Genomic DNA, 19690 nt, shown 5'->3' on the forward strand with positions numbered 1-19690 from the left:
TGCGAAGCGCGGCTTTGATGTTTCAGCGGCCCCGGATGCGCGGATCCAACGCGTCGCGCAGCCCATCACCCAGATAGTTCACGCTGAGCACGGTGAGCGAGATCAGCAGCCCCGGAAACACCACCCGTTCGGGATACAGCGTCATCCGATCAACCGAGTCATTCAACAGCCGTCCCCAGGTGGGAAAATCCGGTGGGAAGCCAAAGCCAAGGAATGACAGCGCGCTTTCGGTGATGATCGCCGTGGCAATGCCAAGCGTGGCCGAGACCATGATCGGTGACAGCACATTGGGCAGGATATGACGCATCACCATTTTAGAACTGGTGGTGCCAACCGAACGGGCGGCAAGCACAAATTCACGCTCTTTGATCGCCAGTACATCACCGCGCACAATCCGCGCGGTGGGCATCCAGCTGGTGATGCCGATGAGGCAGACGATCAGCACAAATACCCCACCTTCCGGGCCAATGGCCTGCGACAGGGATTCACGAAACAAAACCGCCGCAACCAGGATCATCGGCAGTAGCGGCAGTGCCAGAAACAGATCGGTGAGGCGCATGAGCACCCCGTCGAGGCGTTTGAAATAGCCTGCGGTGACACCCACAAGCGTGCCGAGGAACAGGGCCAGAACCATGGCGGCAAGCCCCACCGCAATAGACACACGCCCCCCCAGCATCAGCCGTGCCAGCGTGTCACGCCCAAGGTTGTCGGTGCCGAAAGGGTAGGCCCAGCTCACCTTGGCGCCGCTGTCCCAGATCAAACTGTAGATCGGGCGCATATCGCGCAGTTTGAGGAAATCGCGCCCGGTGGGCACAAATTTGGCATCATTCCAATAGATCCAGGGCCCAACCACCACCGTGAGCACGATGAAGAGGAACAAGAGCCCGCCCATCAACGCACCACGGTGAGATTTGAACTGGTCCCAGACATCCAGCCACTGGCTGCGGGGTTGGGCGGCGGTGGTGGTCAGATCAGTCATAGCGGATCCTCGGATCGAGAATGCCATAAAGCACATCGGCAATCAGGTTAAACAGCACGATAAGCACGGCAAAGATAAAGGTGAGGGTCTGCACCATCGGCAGGTCATTGGCTTCAATTGCGCCAATCAGCAGCTGGCCAATGCCATTAACCTTGAAGACCTGTTCAGTGATGATTGCACCGCCAAAGATCGAGGGAATGCCAAGGGCAATCACCGTGACCACCGGGATCATCGAATTGCGCAGCACATGCACCATAACAACGATGTATTCGCTGAGCCCTTTTGCGCGGGCGGTGCGCACATAGTCCTGATTGAGATTGTCGAGCATGGAGGCGCGCATAAACCGGCTGAGCTGCGCGGTGATCTGCAGCGCCAGCACCATCACCGGCATGATCATCTGCTTGAGCTGATAAGTGAAGCTCTCCCAATCCGTCACCTTGTGGGTGGTGTCATAGATCGACGGGAACCACCCCAGCTGCACCGAGAAGATCACAATCACCAGCACGCCGGAAAAGAACGGTGGCACCGAAAAGCCAACCATCGACACAAAGGTACCCATCTGATCAAACCAGCTGTACTGCCGGTAGGCGGAATAGATGCCAATAGGAATGGCAATCAGGATCGCCACCACATAGGCTGTGCCAACAACCCAGAGCGTCTGGGGAATGCGCTGCACCACAATATCCATGACCGGTGAACGGGTCTGCCAGGAAATCACCCGGAGATCGCCTTCGGAAAAGCTGGTGCCAAAAATCGCATCCACCAACACCTGGGGCTCGATCCAGAAGAATTGCACCAGCCATTTCCAGAACCGGATATGAATGGGTTCGCCCAGGCCCAGGGCCAGACGCATCTTTTCTTTAACTTCGGGGGGAACGGTGAGCGGGACCTGCGCCATCGGGTCGCCGGGGGCGAGCTCCAAAAGCAAGAAGATCACCAGGCTGATGAACAGTAGCGTTGGCACTGCCAGGATCAGCCGCCTGATTGTAAAGGTCAGCATCAGGTGGACGCCTTTATTGCGGTTTGTCTTTTGAAATGACGCCTACATCAGCGCCAATGTGCACCCTTTGGGGGGAGATGGATATGGGTGATCCCGACCAAAAGGCCGGGATCACCACGGGATAGCCCATCTTTATTTGATGCGGTACCAGTCTGCCGCGTTCCAGAATTCACTGTCCCAGACGTTCAGGTCCACACCACCCATAGTGTTGGAGTGTGCCGACAGACGACCACGGTGCACCAGCGGGATCATACCGCCGTTTTCAACCATGATATCGTTGAGTTTCTTGGCAATTTCAGAACGCGCTTCGAGACCAGCGGTTGTGGCAAGCTTGGCATAAAGCGCATCATATTCTTCGTTGCAGAAGCGGGAGATATTGTCACCCTGCCACTGGGTGGCTGGACGCGGTGCCTTGTCACACAGACCGTTGCCTTGATAGGTTTGCGGGTCGGTGCCAGAGAAGGTGTTCGCATACATCTGCACATCGGCATAGAACTTCTGGAAGGTATCCGGAGAGCCGGGATCGCCACCAAAGAAGACCGAGGCGTTGACATTGCGCAGCTCGGTGTCGATGCCGATTTCGCTCCACCACTGTTTGATCAATGCCTGGAAATCCTGACGCACCGCGTTGGTGGAGGTCTGATAGAGGATCTTCATCGGCTTGCCGTTGGCTTCGCGGATGCCGTCGCCATTGGTGTCGAGATAGCCCGCATCATCCAAAAGCTTGTTGGCGGCTGCAAGATCCTGGGTCGCGCAGTCAAATGTTTCAGAGTTATAGGCTGCAGGTGCGGGCACCCAGTTACAGGTGACTTTACCCGCCTGACCATAGCCGATTTCCACCAGCAGCGGACGGTCGATCGCCAGCGACATTGCGTTATAAACCGCCGGATCATTCAGGAAGGGGTGGCCGCGTTTGACCGAACGCTCATCCGGGCCAAGTTCGGGGCTGGGGTCGGTCTGGTTGATCATAATGCGTTCAACCAGCGGGCCAAAGCCAGCAACCGGCTTGCCTTTGCCGCCTGCTTCCATCTGCGCGATCACATCGGGGGCCAGCTGCAGGTTCCAGGCGTAGTCAAACTCGCCGGTTTCCATCACTGCACGACCTGCCGCGGTTGCGTCACCGCCGCCTTTCAGCAGAACCTTGGCAAAAGCAGGTTTGGCGGCATCGCGGTAGTTGTTGTTGGCTGAGAAAGTTACAACATCATTTGGCTTGAACTCATCAACCACAAATGGGCCGGTGCCGATCGGGCCAAAGTTTTCTGCGGTACATTCAGGCGCGCGTGCACCGGTGCAGTTTGCGAACTGTGCTTTTTGCAGGATGGGGGATTCAACACCCACAAAAGCGCCATAGGGGAAAGGGGTTGGTTTTTCATAGGTGATACGAACAGTCAGCGCATCCAGCGCCGCGACTTCGGTAATACCTTCAAAGAAGCGCAGCTGGGCGCAGCCGCCTTCTGGGTCCATGCAGTAATCAGCGGTGAATTTGACGTCCTGTGCGGTTACATCCGTGCCGTCAGACCATTTGACGCCCGGTCTCAGTTTCCAGGTGATCTGCGTGAGGTCTTCGCTGATGCCGCCGTTTTCAAGCGTTGGGATTTCGCTTGCGAGATAAGGCACCATTTTGCCGTTTGGATCGTACCGCGCGAGGGGTTCAATCACCAGCGATGCGGCGAGGCTGTCTTTGGTGCCACCAGACAAATATGGATTGAGGATCGAGGGCGCCTGCCACAGGATCAGGTTGACCTGACCGTCGCTGCCTCGTTCGGCAAAGGCGGCGGGCGACAGTGCGGTTGTCGCAATCGCGCCGAGCAGAAGGGACTTCAATTTCATAACACTCTCCTTGTCGGACAATTCAGTCCTGTTTCGCGGCAAGGTTGTTCCTCACCTGATGACGGCTTATGTGCTGTATTCTCGTGGGACGGGTAAGTCTCCCCCTTGTCCGCCCCTGGATCCTCTGCCTTCACATCAGATGAGAAGGAGCAGTGGAACCCCTGCGAATTTTAACGCTGGCACAACGCACCGCAGCGGTATCGAAGCAGAGTTCAGCAAAAATGCAACCCTTGGCTGGGCTAAAATTGACCATTTGGTTCAAATCGGATCAAAAAGTAGACCATTTAGTTTGATTTTGCCAAATCGCGTGCCATAGTCGGGGAAAAATAAGCTCAATCACACGGCCTCAAAAGATGTTGATTGCGCAACTATAGGGAGAAAAGCTGTGCTGGATCAACCGATTGCCCAGATCAATGGGCTGCGTGTAGAGTTCCAAACCAAAGACGGCCCAGTTGTTGGGGTGCAGGATGTCTCCTTTGACGTAAACCCCGGTGAAACCGTTTGTGTCGTTGGAGAATCCGGTTCCGGCAAGTCGGTTTCATCGCTGTCTCTGATGCGCCTTGTTGAATTTGGTGGCGGCACAATCGCAGCGGGTGAACTGCTCTTTAATCGCAAGAATGAAGGCGTTGCGGATCTCGCCAAAGCCGAGCAGGCGATGATGAAACAGATTCGCGGCAATGAGATCGGCATGATCTTTCAGGAGCCGATGACCGCGCTCAATCCGGTGTTTACCGTGGGGCGTCAGCTCAGCGAAGGGTTGCGCGTTCACAAAGGTATGAGCAAGAAACAAGCCGAGGCACGGGCGCTGGAGCTGCTCAAACAGGTGCGTATTCCCGAGGCTGAGCGCAGACTTAAGCAATATCCACATGAATTGTCGGGTGGCATGCGTCAGCGGGTGGTGATTGCGATGGCGATGGCCTGTGAGCCGCGCCTGTTGATCGCCGATGAACCCACCACCGCGCTGGATGTGACCATTCAGGCGGAAATTCTGGCGCTGATGGACCGGCTGAAGCGTGAAACCGGCACCGCAGTTCTGTTTATCACCCATGACATGGCGGTTGTGGCGCAGATGGCAGATCGCGTGGTGGTGATGTATCGGGGCAATAAGGTCGAAGAAGGCCCGGTGGAGCAGATCTTTACCGCGCCCCAGCACAGTTACACCAAGTCGCTTTTGGCGGCGGTGCCCAAACTCGGGGAGATGGCAGGCACCCATTATCCCGAACCCATGCGCCTGATGGGCGAAGAAGATGTTGAAGTTGCGCCGATCAAGGGCAGCGATGAAGTTCTTCTCGAAGTTGAAAATCTCGTCACCCGCTTTCCGGTCAAAGGCGGGCTGCTGAGACGCACCGTCAGCAATGTGCATGCGGTGGAGGATGTGTCCTTTAAGGTGATGAAAGGACAGACACTTTCGCTTGTTGGGGAATCTGGCTGCGGCAAATCCACCGTGGGGCGGTCGCTCTTGCGTCTGGTCGAGCCTCTGGCGGGGAAGGTCTCGTTTGAGGGGCGCAATATCATGGATCTTTCGCAGCGGGAGCTGCATAAGGCGCGCCAGGATATGCAGATGATCTTTCAGGATCCGTTTGCCTCGCTCAACCCGCAGATGCAGCTCTTGGATCAGGTGGCAGAACCTTTGCGCAACTATGGGTTAGCATCGGGGAGCGAATTGCAGGACCGGGTGGCCAATCTGTTTGATCGGGTGCATCTGCCGCGCAGTTTCATGCGCCGCTATCCGCATGAAATGTCAGGCGGGCAACGCCAGCGCATTGCGATTGCCCGGGCGCTTGCGCTCAATCCCAAGCTTATCGTTGCCGATGAAGCGGTATCGGCGCTGGATGTGTCGGTGCAGGCGCAGGTGCTTAATCTGATGATGGAGCTGCAGGCGGATCTGGGGCTGTCATTTTTGTTCATCAGCCATGATATGGCGGTGGTGGAACGGGTCAGCCATCAGGTCGGCGTGATGTATCTGGGGCGCCTGGTCGAAATCGGCCCGCGTGAGCGCGTGTTTGCCAATCCGCTGCATGCCTATACCCAGGCTCTGATGCGGGCGGTGCCGATTGCGGATCCAACCCAGCGCAAATCTGAGCGTGAGCTGAACTTCAAGCCGATCCCATCCCCCATCCATCTGATTGGGCATGAGCCGGAGCCCTCGCAGTATTTGGAAATTGAACCGGGGCATTTTGTTTTGTCCACCGATTGCGGCTACTGACAGTAAAGCAGGGGGAGGGTTCCCTGCTTTGACAGGATTTTTTGCGGTCTCCACCTTAGAGAGGCTTGTGAACGGGGCGACATATCATAGCTCATAGAGAGAGCCCTGTCGCCAAGGAGCGGCCCGGTGTGGCCAGCACCCTATTTTGATTAAAACACTTGCGCCCCGTGACGGGCTGCACCCAAAAGTAAGGAAGATACAGATGCCCGTTAAAAACCGATTTGCCGAGCTGCAGGAGGAAATCACGGCCTGGCGACGCGACATTCATGAACACCCGGAAATCCTGTTTGACACCCATCGCACCAGCGCTTTGGTGGCTGAAAAACTTAAGGAATTTGGTTGTGATGAAGTGGTCACCGGCATTGGCCGCACCGGTGTTGTTGGGGTGATCAAGGGCAAATCTGACAGCTCCGGCAAGGTCATTGGCCTGCGCGCAGATATGGATGCGCTGCCGATCCTTGAAGCCACCGGGCTGGAGTATGCCTCCAAAACACCAGGGGCGATGCACGCCTGTGGCCACGATGGTCACACTGCGATGCTGTTGGGGGCGGCGAAATACCTGTCTGAGACCCGCAATTTTGATGGCACCGCCGTGGTGATCTTCCAGCCCGCCGAAGAAGGCGGCGGCGGTGGCAAGGAAATGTGCGACGACGGTATGATGGAGCGTTGGAACATTCAGGAAGTCTACGGCATGCACAATTGGCCGGGGCGTCCTGTGGGTTCTTTTTCTATTCGTCCCGGCGCGTTTTTTGCAGCGACCGACACGTTTGAGATCATCTTTGATGGCCGCGGTGGTCACGCGGCAAAACCGCAGGAGGTAATCGATACCACCGTAATGGCCTCACAGGCGGTGCTGTCATTGCAGACCATTGCCTCGCGCAATGTTGATCCGGTGGAGCAGCTTGTGGTGTCGGTGACCTCGTTTGAGACCTCGTCCAAAGCGTTTAACGTGATCCCGCAGAGGGTGCATCTGCGCGGCACCGTGCGCACCATGGATAAAGCGGTGCGTGATCTGGCGGAAGAACGGGTGAGCGCGATCTGCAACGGGGTTGCAGCGACTTTTGGCGGCAGCGTTGAAGTGAAATACAACCGTGGCTACCCGGTGATGGTGAACACTGACGCGCAGACCGAATTCGCCGCCGAAGTGGCTGCATCGGTTTCAGGCAGCTGTGATGACGCGCCACTGATCATGGGCGGCGAGGACTTTGCCTTCATGCTGGAAGAGCGTCCCGGTGCCTATATTCTGGTGGGCAATGGTGACACCGCTGCGGTGCATCACCCGGAATATAACTTCAATGATGACGCGATCCCGGCGGGCTGTAGCTGGTGGGCGGAAATCGTTGAGCAGCGTATGCCAGCATCCTGATACAGGATAGCGTTGCAGGCGGGGGGCTCCCGCCTGTTTACTGCCGGTGGCAGACACAGTTGGGCGTGGCAGGGAAGCAAAGCCTCCCTGCGGGCGCTATTTTTGCAGCAGTTCGCGATAGATTTCGATGATGGCAGCGGCTTCGCCTGCGAGCTGGAAATTGTCGAGCACGTGCTGACGGCTGTCTTTTGACATCTGTGCAAGCTTTTCGGGATCGGACAGGCAGGCCGCAATGTCTGCGGTGATTTTCTGTAGATCTTCGATCTCGCATAGGGTGCCGGTTTTGCCGGGGACAACCAGCTCTTCAAAGGCGCCTACTTTGGTGGCCACCGCCGGGGCACCACAGGCCATCGCTTCAAGTGGGGTGAGGCCAAAGCCCTCCCAGCGTTGCGGCGCGACATAAAGATCAAGCGTCTGGAAATGACGCGCCAGATCTTCCACCGGCACCTCATCGCGAAACAGGATCTGATCCTGCAGCCCGGCGGCAGCAACCTGATCTTTCAGTCCTTGCAGAAACTCTGCATTGTCTGCGGTGGCGCGCCCCATCATCAGGGCACGCACATCCGGGCGGGATTTGCAGACTGCAATCATTGCCTGCACAAAGAGATCATTGCCCTTTTGGTGGCGAATGCGGCCGAAACAGCCCACCAAGAGCCCGTCTGTGGGCAGATCCAGCGCGGCGCGTAGCGCAGCCTTGTCAGGCACGGGTTTGAACTGATCGCAATCCACACCGTGGCGAATGACGGTGGCGTCGCGTTCCAGATAGCTGGCAGATTTGCCAGAGGTGGCAATCACATGATCCATTTGCCGGATCAGCCAGCGGGTGAAGCCGGTGTGGTGGCGTTGGGCGGCAGAGGTGAACAGCAGGCGCAGGCGTTTGCGCAGGATATGTTTCAGCGCAAGCCCAGCAATCATTTCCAGATTGCGCCGGGCATGCCACACGCGCGCACCAGAGGGGCCTGAGCGTGACATGGTCAGCAGTTTCACAGGGGCCACATTGGGCACCTCAGGCGGCAACAGCGGTGATGTGGCGGTTATGGCAATGTCGCGGGCCTGAATGGGCACCAGCCGGATCACTGTCGAAGTCACCCCAGAGTAGCGTTTTTTGAAACTGGGGGCGATCACATCGCAGGTGCGAAGATTTGCAGGGGCCATTTAGGTCTCTTCGTGTTGGAGCTGTTCCAGCAGCAGATCTGCTGTCTGTTCCAATAGGTCAGACTGGCGCGAAATGAAAGCACGCGCCGCGGTTTGCGCCTGTTTCAGCGCAACCTCATCGCGCAGCCAGAGATCGATTTGACGCGCCAGGGTTTCGGCGTTTTTGATTTTGCTGGCGGCACCGTCTGCGATCATTTCATCAAAGGTCTCGGCAAAGTTGAAATAGCCGGGGCCGGTGGTGACAGCACAGCCATGATGGGCTGGTTCAAACGGGTTGTGGCCGCCGATCTTTTGTAGCGAACCACCAAGAAAGACACGCGGGCACAGCGCATACCATGATCCGGTTTCCCCCAGCGTATCGGCAAGGTAGATCTTTGCATCCGGCTGCGGCAGCGCCCCACGGGAGCGACGGTTGTAGTTCTGGTTTGCTTCGGCAATCAGTGCCTCAACCGCATCGCCACGTTCGGGGTGGCGCGGCACCAGAATGAGACAAAGATCCGGATGGGAATACAGCAGCTGATCATGGGCCGCGAGAATGATTTCTTCTTCGCCTTTATGTGTCGAAGATGCGACCCAGGCCGGTCTGCCATTCAGCGCCGTGCGCACCTGTTCAACCAGCTCAGGGTTCACCGGCGGCGGAGCGGCGAGCGCTTTGAGATTGCTGCCGGGTTTGATGCGTGCGTCTGGTGCGCCGATGGCTTTTAGGTTGTCGGCCGTGGTTTGGTTCTGGGTCAGAAACAGGGTAAACTGCGACAGCAGGAACTCAGCTGTGCGCGGACGTTTCTGCCAGCCTGCAACGGATTTTGCCGAAAGCCGCGCGTTCAACAGTACCAGCGGGCAGCCGGTTGCGCGGGTTTGTACAATGAGATTGGGCCAAAGCTCGCTTTCGACCAGCACTGCCAGATCCGGCTGCCAGTGATCCAGAAAACGCTGCACAAAGGCGGGGGTGTCAAGCGGTGGAAACTGGTGGCGGCAGCGCGGTGGCATGCGTTGTTCGATCAGCTCTGCCGATGTGGGCGTGCCGGATGTGATCAGAAACTCAAGCGTGTCATCCTGTGCGCCCAGATGGTTGACCAGCGTCAGGATTGACAGGCTTTCTCCGACCGAGGCCGCATGAAACCAGATCAGACGGCCGGTGGGACGGGGCAGGGAGGCGACGCCTTTGCGTTCGCTCAGGCGGTTTTCAGCCACGCCGTAGCTGCGCAGCTTGGATACCACTTTGCGCAGCGCCAGCGGGGCAATCAGGCGAACGGCCGCCCCGTAAAGATGAAACAGCGGTGTTGGGTTGGACGTGCGCTCAGCACTCATCTATCAGCCGCCCGTGTGGCTCATGTGGCGTGACATCTGGCCCGCGACTTTCTGGCGGGAATAGTCAAAGTCATGCCCTTTGGGTTTCAGCGTAATTGCGGCGCGAATAGCCTCTTCGAGCTGGGTGGTGTCGTTTTCATCTGCACGCAATGGCGCGCGCAGGTCGGCCATGTCTTCTTGGCCGAGACACATATAAAGCTGGCCCGTGCAGGTCAGGCGCACGCGGTTGCAGCTTTCGCAGAAATTATGCGACAGCGGCGTGATAAAACCAATTTTCTGGCCGGTTTCCTCAAGGCGTGCATAGCGCGCCGGGCCACCTGTGCGCTCGGTCAGATCGGTCACCGTGTAGTGATCTTCATAGGCGCGACGCACCTCTTTCAGGGACCAAAACTGCCCAATGCGGTCATAATCGCCCATGTCACCCATTGGCATGACCTCAATCCAGGTGAGATCCAGACCCCGTTCGTTGCACCATTTGGTGATGGTGGGCAGCTCTTCTTCGTTGAACCCTTTGAGAGCGACCGCGTTGATCTTGATCTTGAGACCAACACGTTGCGCTTCATCGATGCCTTCAAGCACCTGTTTCAGACGACCCCAGCGGGTGACTTTTTTGAACTTTTCCTCATCCAGCGTGTCGAGCGAGATATTCACCCGGCGCACGCCAGCATCCCACAGGCTTTGGGCGTGTTTGGACAGCTGCGAGCCATTGGTCGTGAGCGTGAGTTCCTTCAGCGCGCCAGTTTCCAGATGCCGCCCCATTTTGGCAAAGAACTTGGTGATGTCGCGGCGCACCAGCGGCTCTCCTCCGGTGATGCGTAGTTTTTCCACCCCCATGCCAATGAAGGTCGTGCACATACGGTCCAGCTCTTCTAATGAAAGCAGGTCGCGTTTGGGCAAAAACGTCATGTTTTCGGCCATACAATAGACGCAGCGAAAATCGCAGCGGTCTGTGACAGAAACACGCAAATAGGTAATTGCGCGGGCAAATGGATCGATCAATGGCGCGGTCATCCCATTTAGGTAAAGCGCATTAACGCTTCCGGCAAGGGCGACGATAGGGTTATGATCAGAAAAATAGCGTTCGTTCTTGAGGTTTTCTTATGAGGCAATTTTGGTTTCTTATTATTGCGGGTCTGGGCTGCACGGGTTGTAATCAGATCTCGTGGAATTCAGATATTTTGAACGGGACAACCGGAGGCGGGATTTTTACGCGCCCGTCCGAGCCTGCGGGGCAATCTCCTGCACAAAATACAGGCGTCCCTTTGGACGCCACCGGTGGGGCCAATGCATCGGTTGATCAAAGCTATGCGCCGGTCGCACCTGCTGCGCCCACTCAGGGTGCTGTTGGGCAGTCTGGCACAACGGTTGCGACACTTGGCGATCCCGGTGTGCCGGGGCTTTGGCTGGAAACCGGGCTTGTCAGCCAGGCCGGTGCAGGGCGTGTGCGCACAGCCAGCGGCGCAACACTGGATCTGACGCTAAAACCGACCCCCGGTGATGGTGGCAGCCGTCTGTCGCTGGATGCAATGCGCGCGCTTGGGGTGCCGCTGACCGAGCTGGTTGAACTATCGGTGCAACCGCTTGGTTGAGATCTAGCTTGTTGGGGTTTGGTCTGAGGCTGTCAGATATTTGGCGGCTTCTTTCTGTGCGAAGGGTTTCATCTGGGCGCCATAGGTGGCGAGGAACTCTTGCACGCGCGCCGCGTCATGTTTGGACAGATCACGCAGCCACCAGGCGATGGCTTTCTGGATAAACCAATTGCGATCGGTTACATAACCTGCCGCCCAGCTGAGAATGCGGGTGCGGGCGTCGTCATCTGCGGGTTTGGGGTTGGGCAGTTTGGCCCAGGGCAATGTGGCCACCAGTGCCGCGCGCTGGGTCCAGATGTGATCAGAACCTGTCCAGCTTTCGACGGTGTCCAGACGGTCGGGGGTAGCAATCAGGCGCTTGCCAATGGCGGAGCAGGCCTGATCAGCAATGGCCCAGCTGTCAAAATCAGCAACCCAGCTTTGCAACAGATCCCAGGCCGCATCATCGTCTTTGATGCGCGACTGCGTCAGCAGTTTGCCCGCAGCAATGCGCGCTTCAAAAATATCGCTTTGCCACAGCGCGTCCGCCAACGCGACGCGTTCAGCAAGGGTGAGATCCTGCCGCCAGAGTTTGGTCAGATCATTCAGCGGACCATTGGCCACGCCCAGCACCACACGGCTTTGTTTGTGGTAGCTGGCCATGGCTTCAATGCGCTCTGGCTCAATATGGGTTTTAAGCGCAGACAGCGCATCTTCCAGCATCATTTTCGGCACATACCCATATCGTTGAAGTCATCCAGATGGAGGACTTACTCTACTGTCACCGATTTTGCCAGGTTGCGCGGTTGGTCTACGTCGGTGCCTTTGGCAATCGCGGTGTAATAGGCGATCTGCTGTGCTGGCACCGCATAAAGTATCGGGGCCAGAATATCGGGCAGCGCAGGCATCAGCACGGTTTTATGCACCCCGTCGCTTGCGAGTTTGGCACCTTCGGCATCTGTAACCAAAATGATCTTGCCGCCGCGCGCCATTACTTCCTGCATATTGGAGATGGTTTTTTCAAACAGCGCATCACGCGGAGCCAGAACCACAACCGGCACGTTTTCATCGATGAGCGCGATTGGGCCGTGTTTCAGCTCACCGCTGGCATAGCCCTCGGCGTGGATGTAGCTCAGCTCTTTGAGTTTGAGCGCGCCTTCCAGTGCAACCGGATATAGCGCACCGCGCCCAAGGAAGATCACATCGCGCGCACCTGCAAGATCACGGGCCACGGCCTGAATTGCAGTTTCACCACCAATAGCCTGATGGATCAGACCGGGCAGGGCACGGATATCTTCAAGTGCGTTTTCAGGCAGCGGCAGGCCACGGGTTTGCGCTGCTTGCAGGGCCATCAGCAACAACACGGTCAGCTGGCAGGTAAACGCTTTGGTCGAGGCCACGCTGATTTCAGGCCCGGCCTGAATGGGCAGGATGATATCGCTTTCGCGCGCAATCGAGCTTTCGGGCACGTTCACCAGACCTGCGATCTGTTTGGCTTTGCCATCGGTGTAGCGCAGCGCGGCAAGCGTATCCGCGGTTTCACCCGACTGGCTGACAAAAATTGCCAGCGTGTCATTGCTGATCGGCGGTTCGCGGTAGCGGAACTCAGATGCGACATCCACTTCAACCGGAATGCGGGCGATCTGTTCAAACCAGTATTTCGCCACCAGGCAGGAATAAAAACCGGTGCCGCAGGCCACCAGTGTCAGCCGTTCAATCTGGGTGAAATCAAGGTTTTCCGGCAGAGTGATGGTGTTGTCTTGCGCCAGATAGGTGGCCAATGCCCGATCAATTGCGGTGGGCTGTTCGGCGATCTCTTTGGCCATGAAATGCTTGTGGCCACCTTTTTCGATCCGCGCCATATCAAGCTGGATCTGGCGTTTTTCGCGATTGGCCAGACGGCCATCGCTGTCTTTGATTTCAAGCGAGTTGCGGGTGAGAACGGCGAAATCACCTTCTTCCAGATAGGTGATTTGATCGGTGAAAGGTGCCAGCGCAATCGCGTCAGAGCCGACAAACATCTCACCATTGCCGTAACCAATTGCCAGCGGTGATCCTTTGCGCGCGGCAACCATCAGATCCTGTTCGCCTTCAAACAAGAACGCCAGCGCAAAGGCACCATCAAGCCGGGCCACGGTTTTGGCAGCGGCTTCAATGGGCGCAATCCCTTCGCGCAGGAAGCTTTCAGCCAAAAGAGCTACGGTTTCGGTGTCGGTCTCGGTCTGAAAGTCGAGCCCCTTGGATTGCAGCTCTTCGCGCAGCTCTTTGTAGTTTTCAATAATGCCGTTGTGAACAACAGCCACATTGCCTGCACGATGGGGGTGTGCATTGTCGAGGGTTGGGGCACCGTGGGTGGCCCAGCGGGTGTGACCGATGCCCGATTTCCCGGCAAGTGGTTCATGCACCAGCGTGTCAGACAGATTCACCAGTTTCCCGGTAGCGCGGCGACGCCCCAGTTTGCCGTTATTGATCGTTGCAATGCCTGCGCTGTCGTAGCCACGGTATTCAAGGCGTTTCAGCCCCTCCACCAGAATGGGGGCCGCCTCGTGATTGCCTAATACACCAACAATTCCACACATGGGGTTCTCCTCTGACCGGGGTCTGCTCGATTATAATTGTAGTCAGTTTTATTCTCACTGACGTTCTTTTTTCGCCCGCAGCAAATCCATCAATTTGCGTGCGCGGCCAGGTTTATTGACCTGCGGCGTGCGTGCAAGCGCCAGATCACCTGCGGCAACGTCTTTGGTGATCACCGCGCCTGTGGCGGTCATGGCCTCATCACCAACTGAGACCGGCGCGACCAGCATGGTGTTGGAGCCGATAAAGGCCCCGCTGCCGATTTCGGTGCGATGCTTCATGAAACCATCATAGTTGCAGGTGATGGTGCCCGCGCCGATATTGGTTTTCTTGCCCACCGTGGCATCCCCGATGTAGCTGAGGTGATTGACCTTTGCCCCTTCGGCGATTTCCGCGTTTTTGATTTCAACAAAGTTGCCGATATGGGTGTTTTCTGCCAGTTCCGCGCCGGGACGCAGACGGGCATAGGGGCCAACCTTGGCGCCGCGGCTTACGTGACAGCCTTCCAGATGGGAAAACGCCCGGATCAAGGCACCGCTTTCAACCGTAACACCGGGACCAAACACAACATTGGGTTCAACTACAGTGTCGCGCCCGATGACAGTATCAAGCGACAGGTAGACCGTTTCAGGTGCCATCAGCGTGATACCAGTGTCGAGCAGTTCAGCCCGTGCTTTGGCCTGAAACACCGCATCCGCCTGTGCCAGATCTGCGCGCGAATTGATGCCCAGTGTTTCGGCCTCATCGCAGGAGACCGCCGTCACAGCCAGACCTTCACCACGGGCGATTTCAACCAGGTCGGTCAGGTAAAACTCCCCAGAAGCATTGTTGTTGCCAACCTTATCAAGCAAGGCAAACATCTGCGCAGCGTCACAGGCCATCAGTCCTGAGTTGCAGAAGGTAATGGCGCGCTCAGCATCTGTGGCGTCTTTGTATTCGACAATCTTTTCAAGGCTGTCGCCCTGCATCACCAGGCGGCCATAGCGGGCGGGATCTGCGGCTTCAAAACCAAGGATCACCAGATCAGCGCGTCCGCGGGCTGAAACCATCCGTTCGATGGTCTCAGATGAAACAAATGGGGTGTCGCCATAAAGCACAACCGCATCGCCTTCAAAACCTGCAAGCGCCTCTTTGGCCTGCAGCACCGCATGTCCCGTGCCAAGCTGCTCTTCCTGCAGCACAACCTGCGCGGCCTCATCAATGTCGCAAACAGCTGCGCGCACCAGATCAGCACCATGTCCGGCCACCACAATGGTGCGTTCGGGCGCAAGCGCCTGACCCGCGGCCATTGCATGTTCCAGCATGGGGGCCTGCGCAATGGGATGCAGCACTTTTGGCAAGTCTGAGTTCATCCGAGTGCCTTTGCCAGCGGCAAGGATGATAAGGGCAGTGCTCATGCGCGATTTCTCTTTGTATTTTGGTCATGTCCGTTTTATCCGCTGAGAGGCCGGGTGCAAGTCTCTGTGCCATCAAACAAGATTGCGCCTTGCAATATGTGGTGGCGAAATCATGCCGAAAGGGGCACAAATGAAGTCAGTTATCTTCGATCTCGATGGGACTTTGGCCGACACGTCCGGCGATTTGCTCGCCGCGGCAAACCATTGTTTCCGTCAGATGGGGCATGGCGATGTGCTCCTGGCCGCCACAGATGCGGGGGTTGCGCTGCGCGGCGGTCGGCGCATGCTGACCGTGGGGTTGGAACGGGTTGGCGCGTTTTCTGATACGCTGGTGGATGAGTTTTACCCGATCCTGCTGGAGGCTTACCGCCAGGATATTGCCAGCCACACCCAATTGTATCCCGGCGCGCTCGAGGCGATTGAAACGCTGAAAACCCGAGGCTACGGAATTGGCATCTGCACCAATAAACCCGAAGCCCTGGCCGAGCAGCTGTTGCAGGATCTGGGGGTGCGTGATGTGTTTGCGTCACTTGTGGGGGCAGATACACTCCCGGTGCGCAAGCCAGATCCTGAACCCTTGCGTGAGGCGGTGCGCCGTTTGGGTTGTGATCCTGCGCAGGCGGTATTAATCGGTGACAGTGACACAGATCGCAATACCTCTGCCAATGCGGGGCTCCCGTCTATTTTGGTGGAGTTTGGCCCGTCAGGCGCGGATATGGCCGCGCTTGAGCCGGAAGGGTTGATTTCGCATTTTGCTGAGCTGCCGGATCGTGTGGATCAGGTCATGGCGGCACATTTGGGAGCTTAAACAGATGAACGAGCGGTTTACCGGCAATTTCACCCAGCAAGAGCCCATCCCGGACGAGGCGATTGATGCAGCCGTTGCTGTGATGCGCAGCGGACGATTGCACCGCTACAATGTGTCTGAGGGAGAATTGGGCGAAGCCGCACTGCTGGAGCAAGAATTTGCCGCCCAGATGGGGGCAAAATACGCGCTTGCCGTCGCCTCAGGGGGCTACGCGCTGGCAACGGCGTTGCGCGCGGTAGGGGTGAAGCCTAGGGATAAGGTGCTTACGAATGCATTCACCCTGGCTCCGGTTCCGGGGGCAATTGCCTCAATTGGAGCAGAGCCGCTTTATGTTGAGGTTGATGAAGCGCTGACCATCGATCTGGAAGATCTTACCCGCAAACTTTCGGATGCACGGGTGCTGATGCTGTCGCATATGCGCGGGCATCTGTGCGACATGGATCGCCTGATGCAGCTGTGTGATGCCGCAGGTGTGGTGGTGATTGAGGACTGCGCCCATACGATGGGTGCGCGCTGGAATGGGATCTTGTCTGGTCGCCACGGGGCGATTGGGTGCTACAGCTGTCAAACCTATAAACATGTGAATTCCGGCGAGGGCGGGTTGATCATCACCGATGATGAGGAACTTGCCGCCCGGATGGTGATGCTGTCAGGCTCGTATATGCTTTATGAGCGTCATCTTGCGGCCCCCGCGCCAGAGGTGTTTGAGCGGGTGAAATACGACACGCCGAATATCTCGGGGCGGATGGACAATCTGCGCGCTGCTATTTTGCGCCCACAGCTGCGCGCGCTTGACGTGCAGGTTGCGCGTTGGAACGAACGCTACCAGGTGGTTGAAGATGGGTTGCGACATACGCCGGGTCTCACTGTGGTTGAACGCCCACAGGCGGAAACCTATGTGGGCTCGTCCATCCAGTTTCTGCTGCTTGATTGGAGTGAAGAGACCATTGAAGAGCTTTTGACGCGGTGCGCCGCCCGCGGGGTAGAGCTCAAATGGTTTGGTGTGCCTGAACCCACAGCCTTCACCTCGCGCTATGACAGCTGGCGCTATGCCGAGGTACCGGAACTTGTACAAAGTGACCGGGTGCTGCGGGCTATCCTTGATATGCGGGTGCCGCTGACCTTTAGTCTGGCCGACTGTGAGCAGATCGCGCGCATTATCCGAGCTGAGGTTGCAGCCCTGTTTCAGGCGCAGGGCTAGCAGCCACAGATTTGTAGCTTAACATCTTGAAATAAAACAGTGCCGGACATGTGTCCGGCGCAGGTTTTGCGCTGCGCCATGCGCATCGCGGTGGCGCAGGCCGCGCCTGCGGCGCGGCCTGCTGGGCCCAAGGGGAGAGCTCGCATTTTAATGCGATCCCGACGCGCGGGAGGGCTTTGCCCGTTGTTTGGCGCGCGGCATGTGACCCCACGTCCTTTTTCTCTCAGCTTGACCTGATGTGGTGTTTGTCGAGATAAATGAACAAACGTTCATTAATGGTGGTGCTGCACTGGCGATACTGCGCCACGGGGCCGGAGGAGAAAGCAATGTTCACGTCAAGCATGCAATTTGACCTGGGAGAAGACGTAAACGCCTTGCGCGATGTGGTGCATCGCTGGGCGCAGGAGCGGGTCAAGCCGATGGCGGCTGAGATCGACCGCAACAATGATTTCCCGGCCGAGCTTTGGCAGGAGATGGGGGAGCTGGGCCTGCTGGGCGTCACTGTGTCTGAAGAGTTTGGTGGCTCGGCCATGAGCTATCTCGCGCATGTGATCGCGGTCGAGGAAATTGCCCGCGCCAGCGCCTCGGTTTCGCTGTCTTACGGGGCGCATTCCAACCTCTGCGTCAATCAGATCAAGCTGAATGGCACTGAGGAACAGAAGGCCAAATATCTGCCGGGTCTGTGCAACGGCACCCAGGTTGGCGCGCTTGCCATGTCCGAGGCGGGCGCAGGCTCGGATGTTGTTTCCATGTCGCTGCGCGCTGAAAAACGCAATGATCGCTTTGTGTTGAACGGCAACAAATACTGGATCACCAACGGTCCGGATGCAGACACGCTGGTGGTTTACGCAAAGACGGATCCCGAAGCGGGCAAACGTGGCATCACCGCCTTTATCGTGGAAAAATCCATGAAGGGTTTCTCGACCTCGCCGCATTTTGACAAACTGGGGATGCGCGGTTCCAACACTGCTGAGCTGATCTTTGACGATGTAGAAGTGCCGTTTGACAATATCCTCGGCGAAGAGGGGCGCGGCGTTGCGGTGCTGATGTCCGGGCTCGACTATGAACGGGTTGTGCTTGCGGGCATTGGCACGGGCATTATGGCCGCCTGTTTGGATGAGGTGATGCCCTATGTGAAAGAGCGCAAACAGTTCGGCGAACCCATCGGCAACTTCCAACTGATGCAGGGCAAGATCGCCGATATGTACACCGCGCTCAATACCGCGCGCGCCTATACCTATGAGGTGGCCAAAGCCTGTGATGCGGGCACTGTCACCCGTCAGGACGCCGCTGCCTGCTGTCTTTATGCGTCCGAGGTTGCAATGACCCAGGCGCATCAGGCGGTGCAGGCGCTGGGCGGCGCAGGGTATCTGAATGACAACCCGGTTGGGCGATTGTTCCGCGATGCCAAGCTGATGGAAATCGGCGCAGGCACCAGTGAAATCCGCCGGATGCTGATCGGACGTGAGTTGATGCACCTGCAATAGGGCGCAGCATGGAAAAGGCCCGCGTGGGATGCGCGGGCCTTGTGAGGAGTGGATCTCTGTCAGAGATCGGGAGGTCGTTCAGACCGGGAGTTGGATCAGAAGCGATGCACGTAGGCGACACCCACGGTAACCGGATCAATCTCGGCGGTGCCGATGTCTGCCCCGTCCAGGGTTACATCGGTGTCGATTTTGATGTAGCGAACGTCAAATCGGATGGCACCGGTGTCACTGATCAGCCAGTCAGCGCCCACAGTGGCGGCGAGGCCAAAACTGTCGTCGAGCTTCAGTTTGCCCAGGCGCGATTCTTCTTCAAAGAAGGTGGTGTAGTTCACCCCAACGCCAACAAAGGGCTTAAAGTTGTTCTGGGTGGTGAAGTGATATTTGACCGACAGGGTGGGCGGCAGTTGCTTTGCCGAGCCAACATCGCCCAGGCCAGCCAGATTGATGTCATGTTCAAACGGCGACGCCGCCAGCAATTCGATGCCAATATTATCGGTGACGAAATATTCCGCGGTGAATTGCAACGCGGTGGCGTCTTCGACATCTGCGTCGCGGCTTGCAACCGTGCCATTGTCGGATTTGGGGTTCACGTTGACCACACCCACACCCAGGGTCCAGTCACCGGCGGATTGGGCAAAGGCAGGGGCGGTCAGCGCAAGGCTTGCGGCACCAAGGCAAAGCGCGGTCATCAAACGTGTCATGGGTCTTTTCCCTCATTCTCTTTTTGCGCGGCCAAGATCGGCGCAAACGGGGGTGCTCACTCTGATCTAGATCAACAAATATTCACCTTAAGTGACTGTGAAAGAAC

The 19690-nt window shown here is 57.4% G+C and carries 16 protein-coding genes; 6 read left to right on the forward strand and 10 right to left on the reverse strand.

The annotated features are described in order from the left end of the window. Positions 1–22 precede the first annotated feature (22 nt). The 3 genes from GG681_RS00300 to GG681_RS00310 form a co-directional block, all read right to left on the reverse strand. Positions 23–979, reverse strand: a complete 957-nt coding sequence (locus GG681_RS00300; protein ID WP_153543932.1) for an ABC transporter permease — start codon at positions 977–979, stop codon at positions 23–25. Then, complete coding sequence (locus GG681_RS00305) at positions 972–1979, reverse strand: ABC transporter permease (protein ID WP_153543934.1); 1008 nt, start codon at positions 1977–1979, stop codon at positions 972–974. The genes GG681_RS00300 and GG681_RS00305 overlap by 8 nt, the downstream gene beginning before the upstream one ends. Positions 1980–2111: 132 nt before the next feature. Next, on the reverse strand, positions 2112–3809 hold the full coding sequence (locus GG681_RS00310; protein WP_153543936.1) for a peptide ABC transporter substrate-binding protein: 1698 nt from the start codon (positions 3807–3809) through the stop codon (positions 2112–2114). A gap of 385 nt (positions 3810–4194) precedes the next feature. Here GG681_RS00310 and GG681_RS00315 point away from each other — a divergent pair, with 385 nt between their 5' ends. Beyond that, the gene (locus tag GG681_RS00315; RefSeq protein WP_328593211.1) at positions 4195–6015 is read left to right on the forward strand and encodes an ABC transporter ATP-binding protein; all 1821 of its coding nucleotides are present in this window, start codon (positions 4195–4197) and stop codon (positions 6013–6015) included. Positions 6016–6217: 202 nt separating this feature from the next. Beyond that, the gene (locus GG681_RS00320) at positions 6218–7381 is read left to right on the forward strand and encodes a M20 aminoacylase family protein (RefSeq protein WP_153543938.1); all 1164 of its coding nucleotides are present in this window, start codon (positions 6218–6220) and stop codon (positions 7379–7381) included. Between the two features lie 96 nt (positions 7382–7477). Here GG681_RS00320 and GG681_RS00325 read toward each other — a convergent pair whose 3' ends face one another. From GG681_RS00325 to moaA, 3 genes are read right to left on the reverse strand one after another with little or no spacing between them, the layout of a single operon-like run. Further along, on the reverse strand, positions 7478–8536 hold the full coding sequence (locus GG681_RS00325; protein ID WP_153543940.1) for a glycosyltransferase family 4 protein: 1059 nt from the start codon (positions 8534–8536) through the stop codon (positions 7478–7480). Further along, entirely contained in the window at positions 8537–9844 is a 1308-nt protein-coding gene (locus GG681_RS00330; protein ID WP_153543942.1) for a 3-deoxy-D-manno-octulosonic acid transferase, read from the reverse strand. Positions 9845–9847: 3 nt separating this feature from the next. Beyond that, positions 9848–10855 (reverse strand): GTP 3',8-cyclase MoaA, encoded by a 1008-nt coding sequence (gene moaA, locus GG681_RS00335; protein ID WP_153543944.1) that lies wholly within the window; start codon positions 10853–10855, stop codon positions 9848–9850. Positions 10856–11106: 251 nt separating this feature from the next. Here moaA and GG681_RS00340 point away from each other — a divergent pair, with 251 nt between their 5' ends. Continuing rightward, complete coding sequence (locus tag GG681_RS00340; RefSeq protein ID WP_235899684.1) at positions 11107–11433, forward strand: hypothetical protein; 327 nt, start codon at positions 11107–11109, stop codon at positions 11431–11433. Between the two features lie 3 nt (positions 11434–11436). On the opposite strand, the gene GG681_RS00345 is transcribed toward GG681_RS00340, so the two are convergent. From GG681_RS00345 to glmU, 3 genes are read right to left on the reverse strand one after another with little or no spacing between them, the layout of a single operon-like run. Continuing rightward, positions 11437–12138 (reverse strand): DNA alkylation repair protein, encoded by a 702-nt coding sequence (locus GG681_RS00345; RefSeq protein WP_153543948.1) that lies wholly within the window; start codon positions 12136–12138, stop codon positions 11437–11439. A gap of 44 nt (positions 12139–12182) precedes the next feature. After that, positions 12183–13991, reverse strand: a complete 1809-nt coding sequence (gene glmS / locus GG681_RS00350) for a glutamine--fructose-6-phosphate transaminase (isomerizing) (protein ID WP_153543950.1) — start codon at positions 13989–13991, stop codon at positions 12183–12185. A gap of 54 nt (positions 13992–14045) precedes the next feature. Then, positions 14046–15386, reverse strand: coding sequence for a bifunctional UDP-N-acetylglucosamine diphosphorylase/glucosamine-1-phosphate N-acetyltransferase GlmU (gene glmU / locus GG681_RS00355; protein WP_153543952.1), 1341 nt, complete (start codon positions 15384–15386; stop codon positions 14046–14048). Positions 15387–15516: 130 nt separating this feature from the next. On the opposite strand from glmU, the gene GG681_RS00360 reads away from it, so the two are divergent. From GG681_RS00360 to GG681_RS00370, 3 genes are all read left to right on the forward strand, one after another. Further along, complete coding sequence (locus GG681_RS00360; protein ID WP_153543954.1) at positions 15517–16194, forward strand: HAD-IIIA family hydrolase; 678 nt, start codon at positions 15517–15519, stop codon at positions 16192–16194. Between the two features lie 4 nt (positions 16195–16198). Then, positions 16199–17395: a DegT/DnrJ/EryC1/StrS family aminotransferase gene (locus GG681_RS00365; protein ID WP_153543957.1), complete on the forward strand. Its 1197-nt coding sequence runs from the start codon at positions 16199–16201 to the stop codon at positions 17393–17395. 326 nt (positions 17396–17721) lie between these two features. Next, positions 17722–18882: an isovaleryl-CoA dehydrogenase gene (locus tag GG681_RS00370; RefSeq protein ID WP_153543959.1), complete on the forward strand. Its 1161-nt coding sequence runs from the start codon at positions 17722–17724 to the stop codon at positions 18880–18882. A gap of 95 nt (positions 18883–18977) precedes the next feature. Here GG681_RS00370 and GG681_RS00375 read toward each other — a convergent pair whose 3' ends face one another. Continuing rightward, complete coding sequence (locus GG681_RS00375; RefSeq protein WP_153543961.1) at positions 18978–19583, reverse strand: OmpW/AlkL family protein; 606 nt, start codon at positions 19581–19583, stop codon at positions 18978–18980. Positions 19584–19690: the final 107 nt, after the last annotated feature.

The sequence above is a fragment of the Tritonibacter aquimaris genome, from assembly GCF_009617595.1.
GTDB classification, from domain to species: Bacteria; Pseudomonadota; Alphaproteobacteria; order Rhodobacterales; family Rhodobacteraceae; genus Epibacterium; species Epibacterium aquimaris.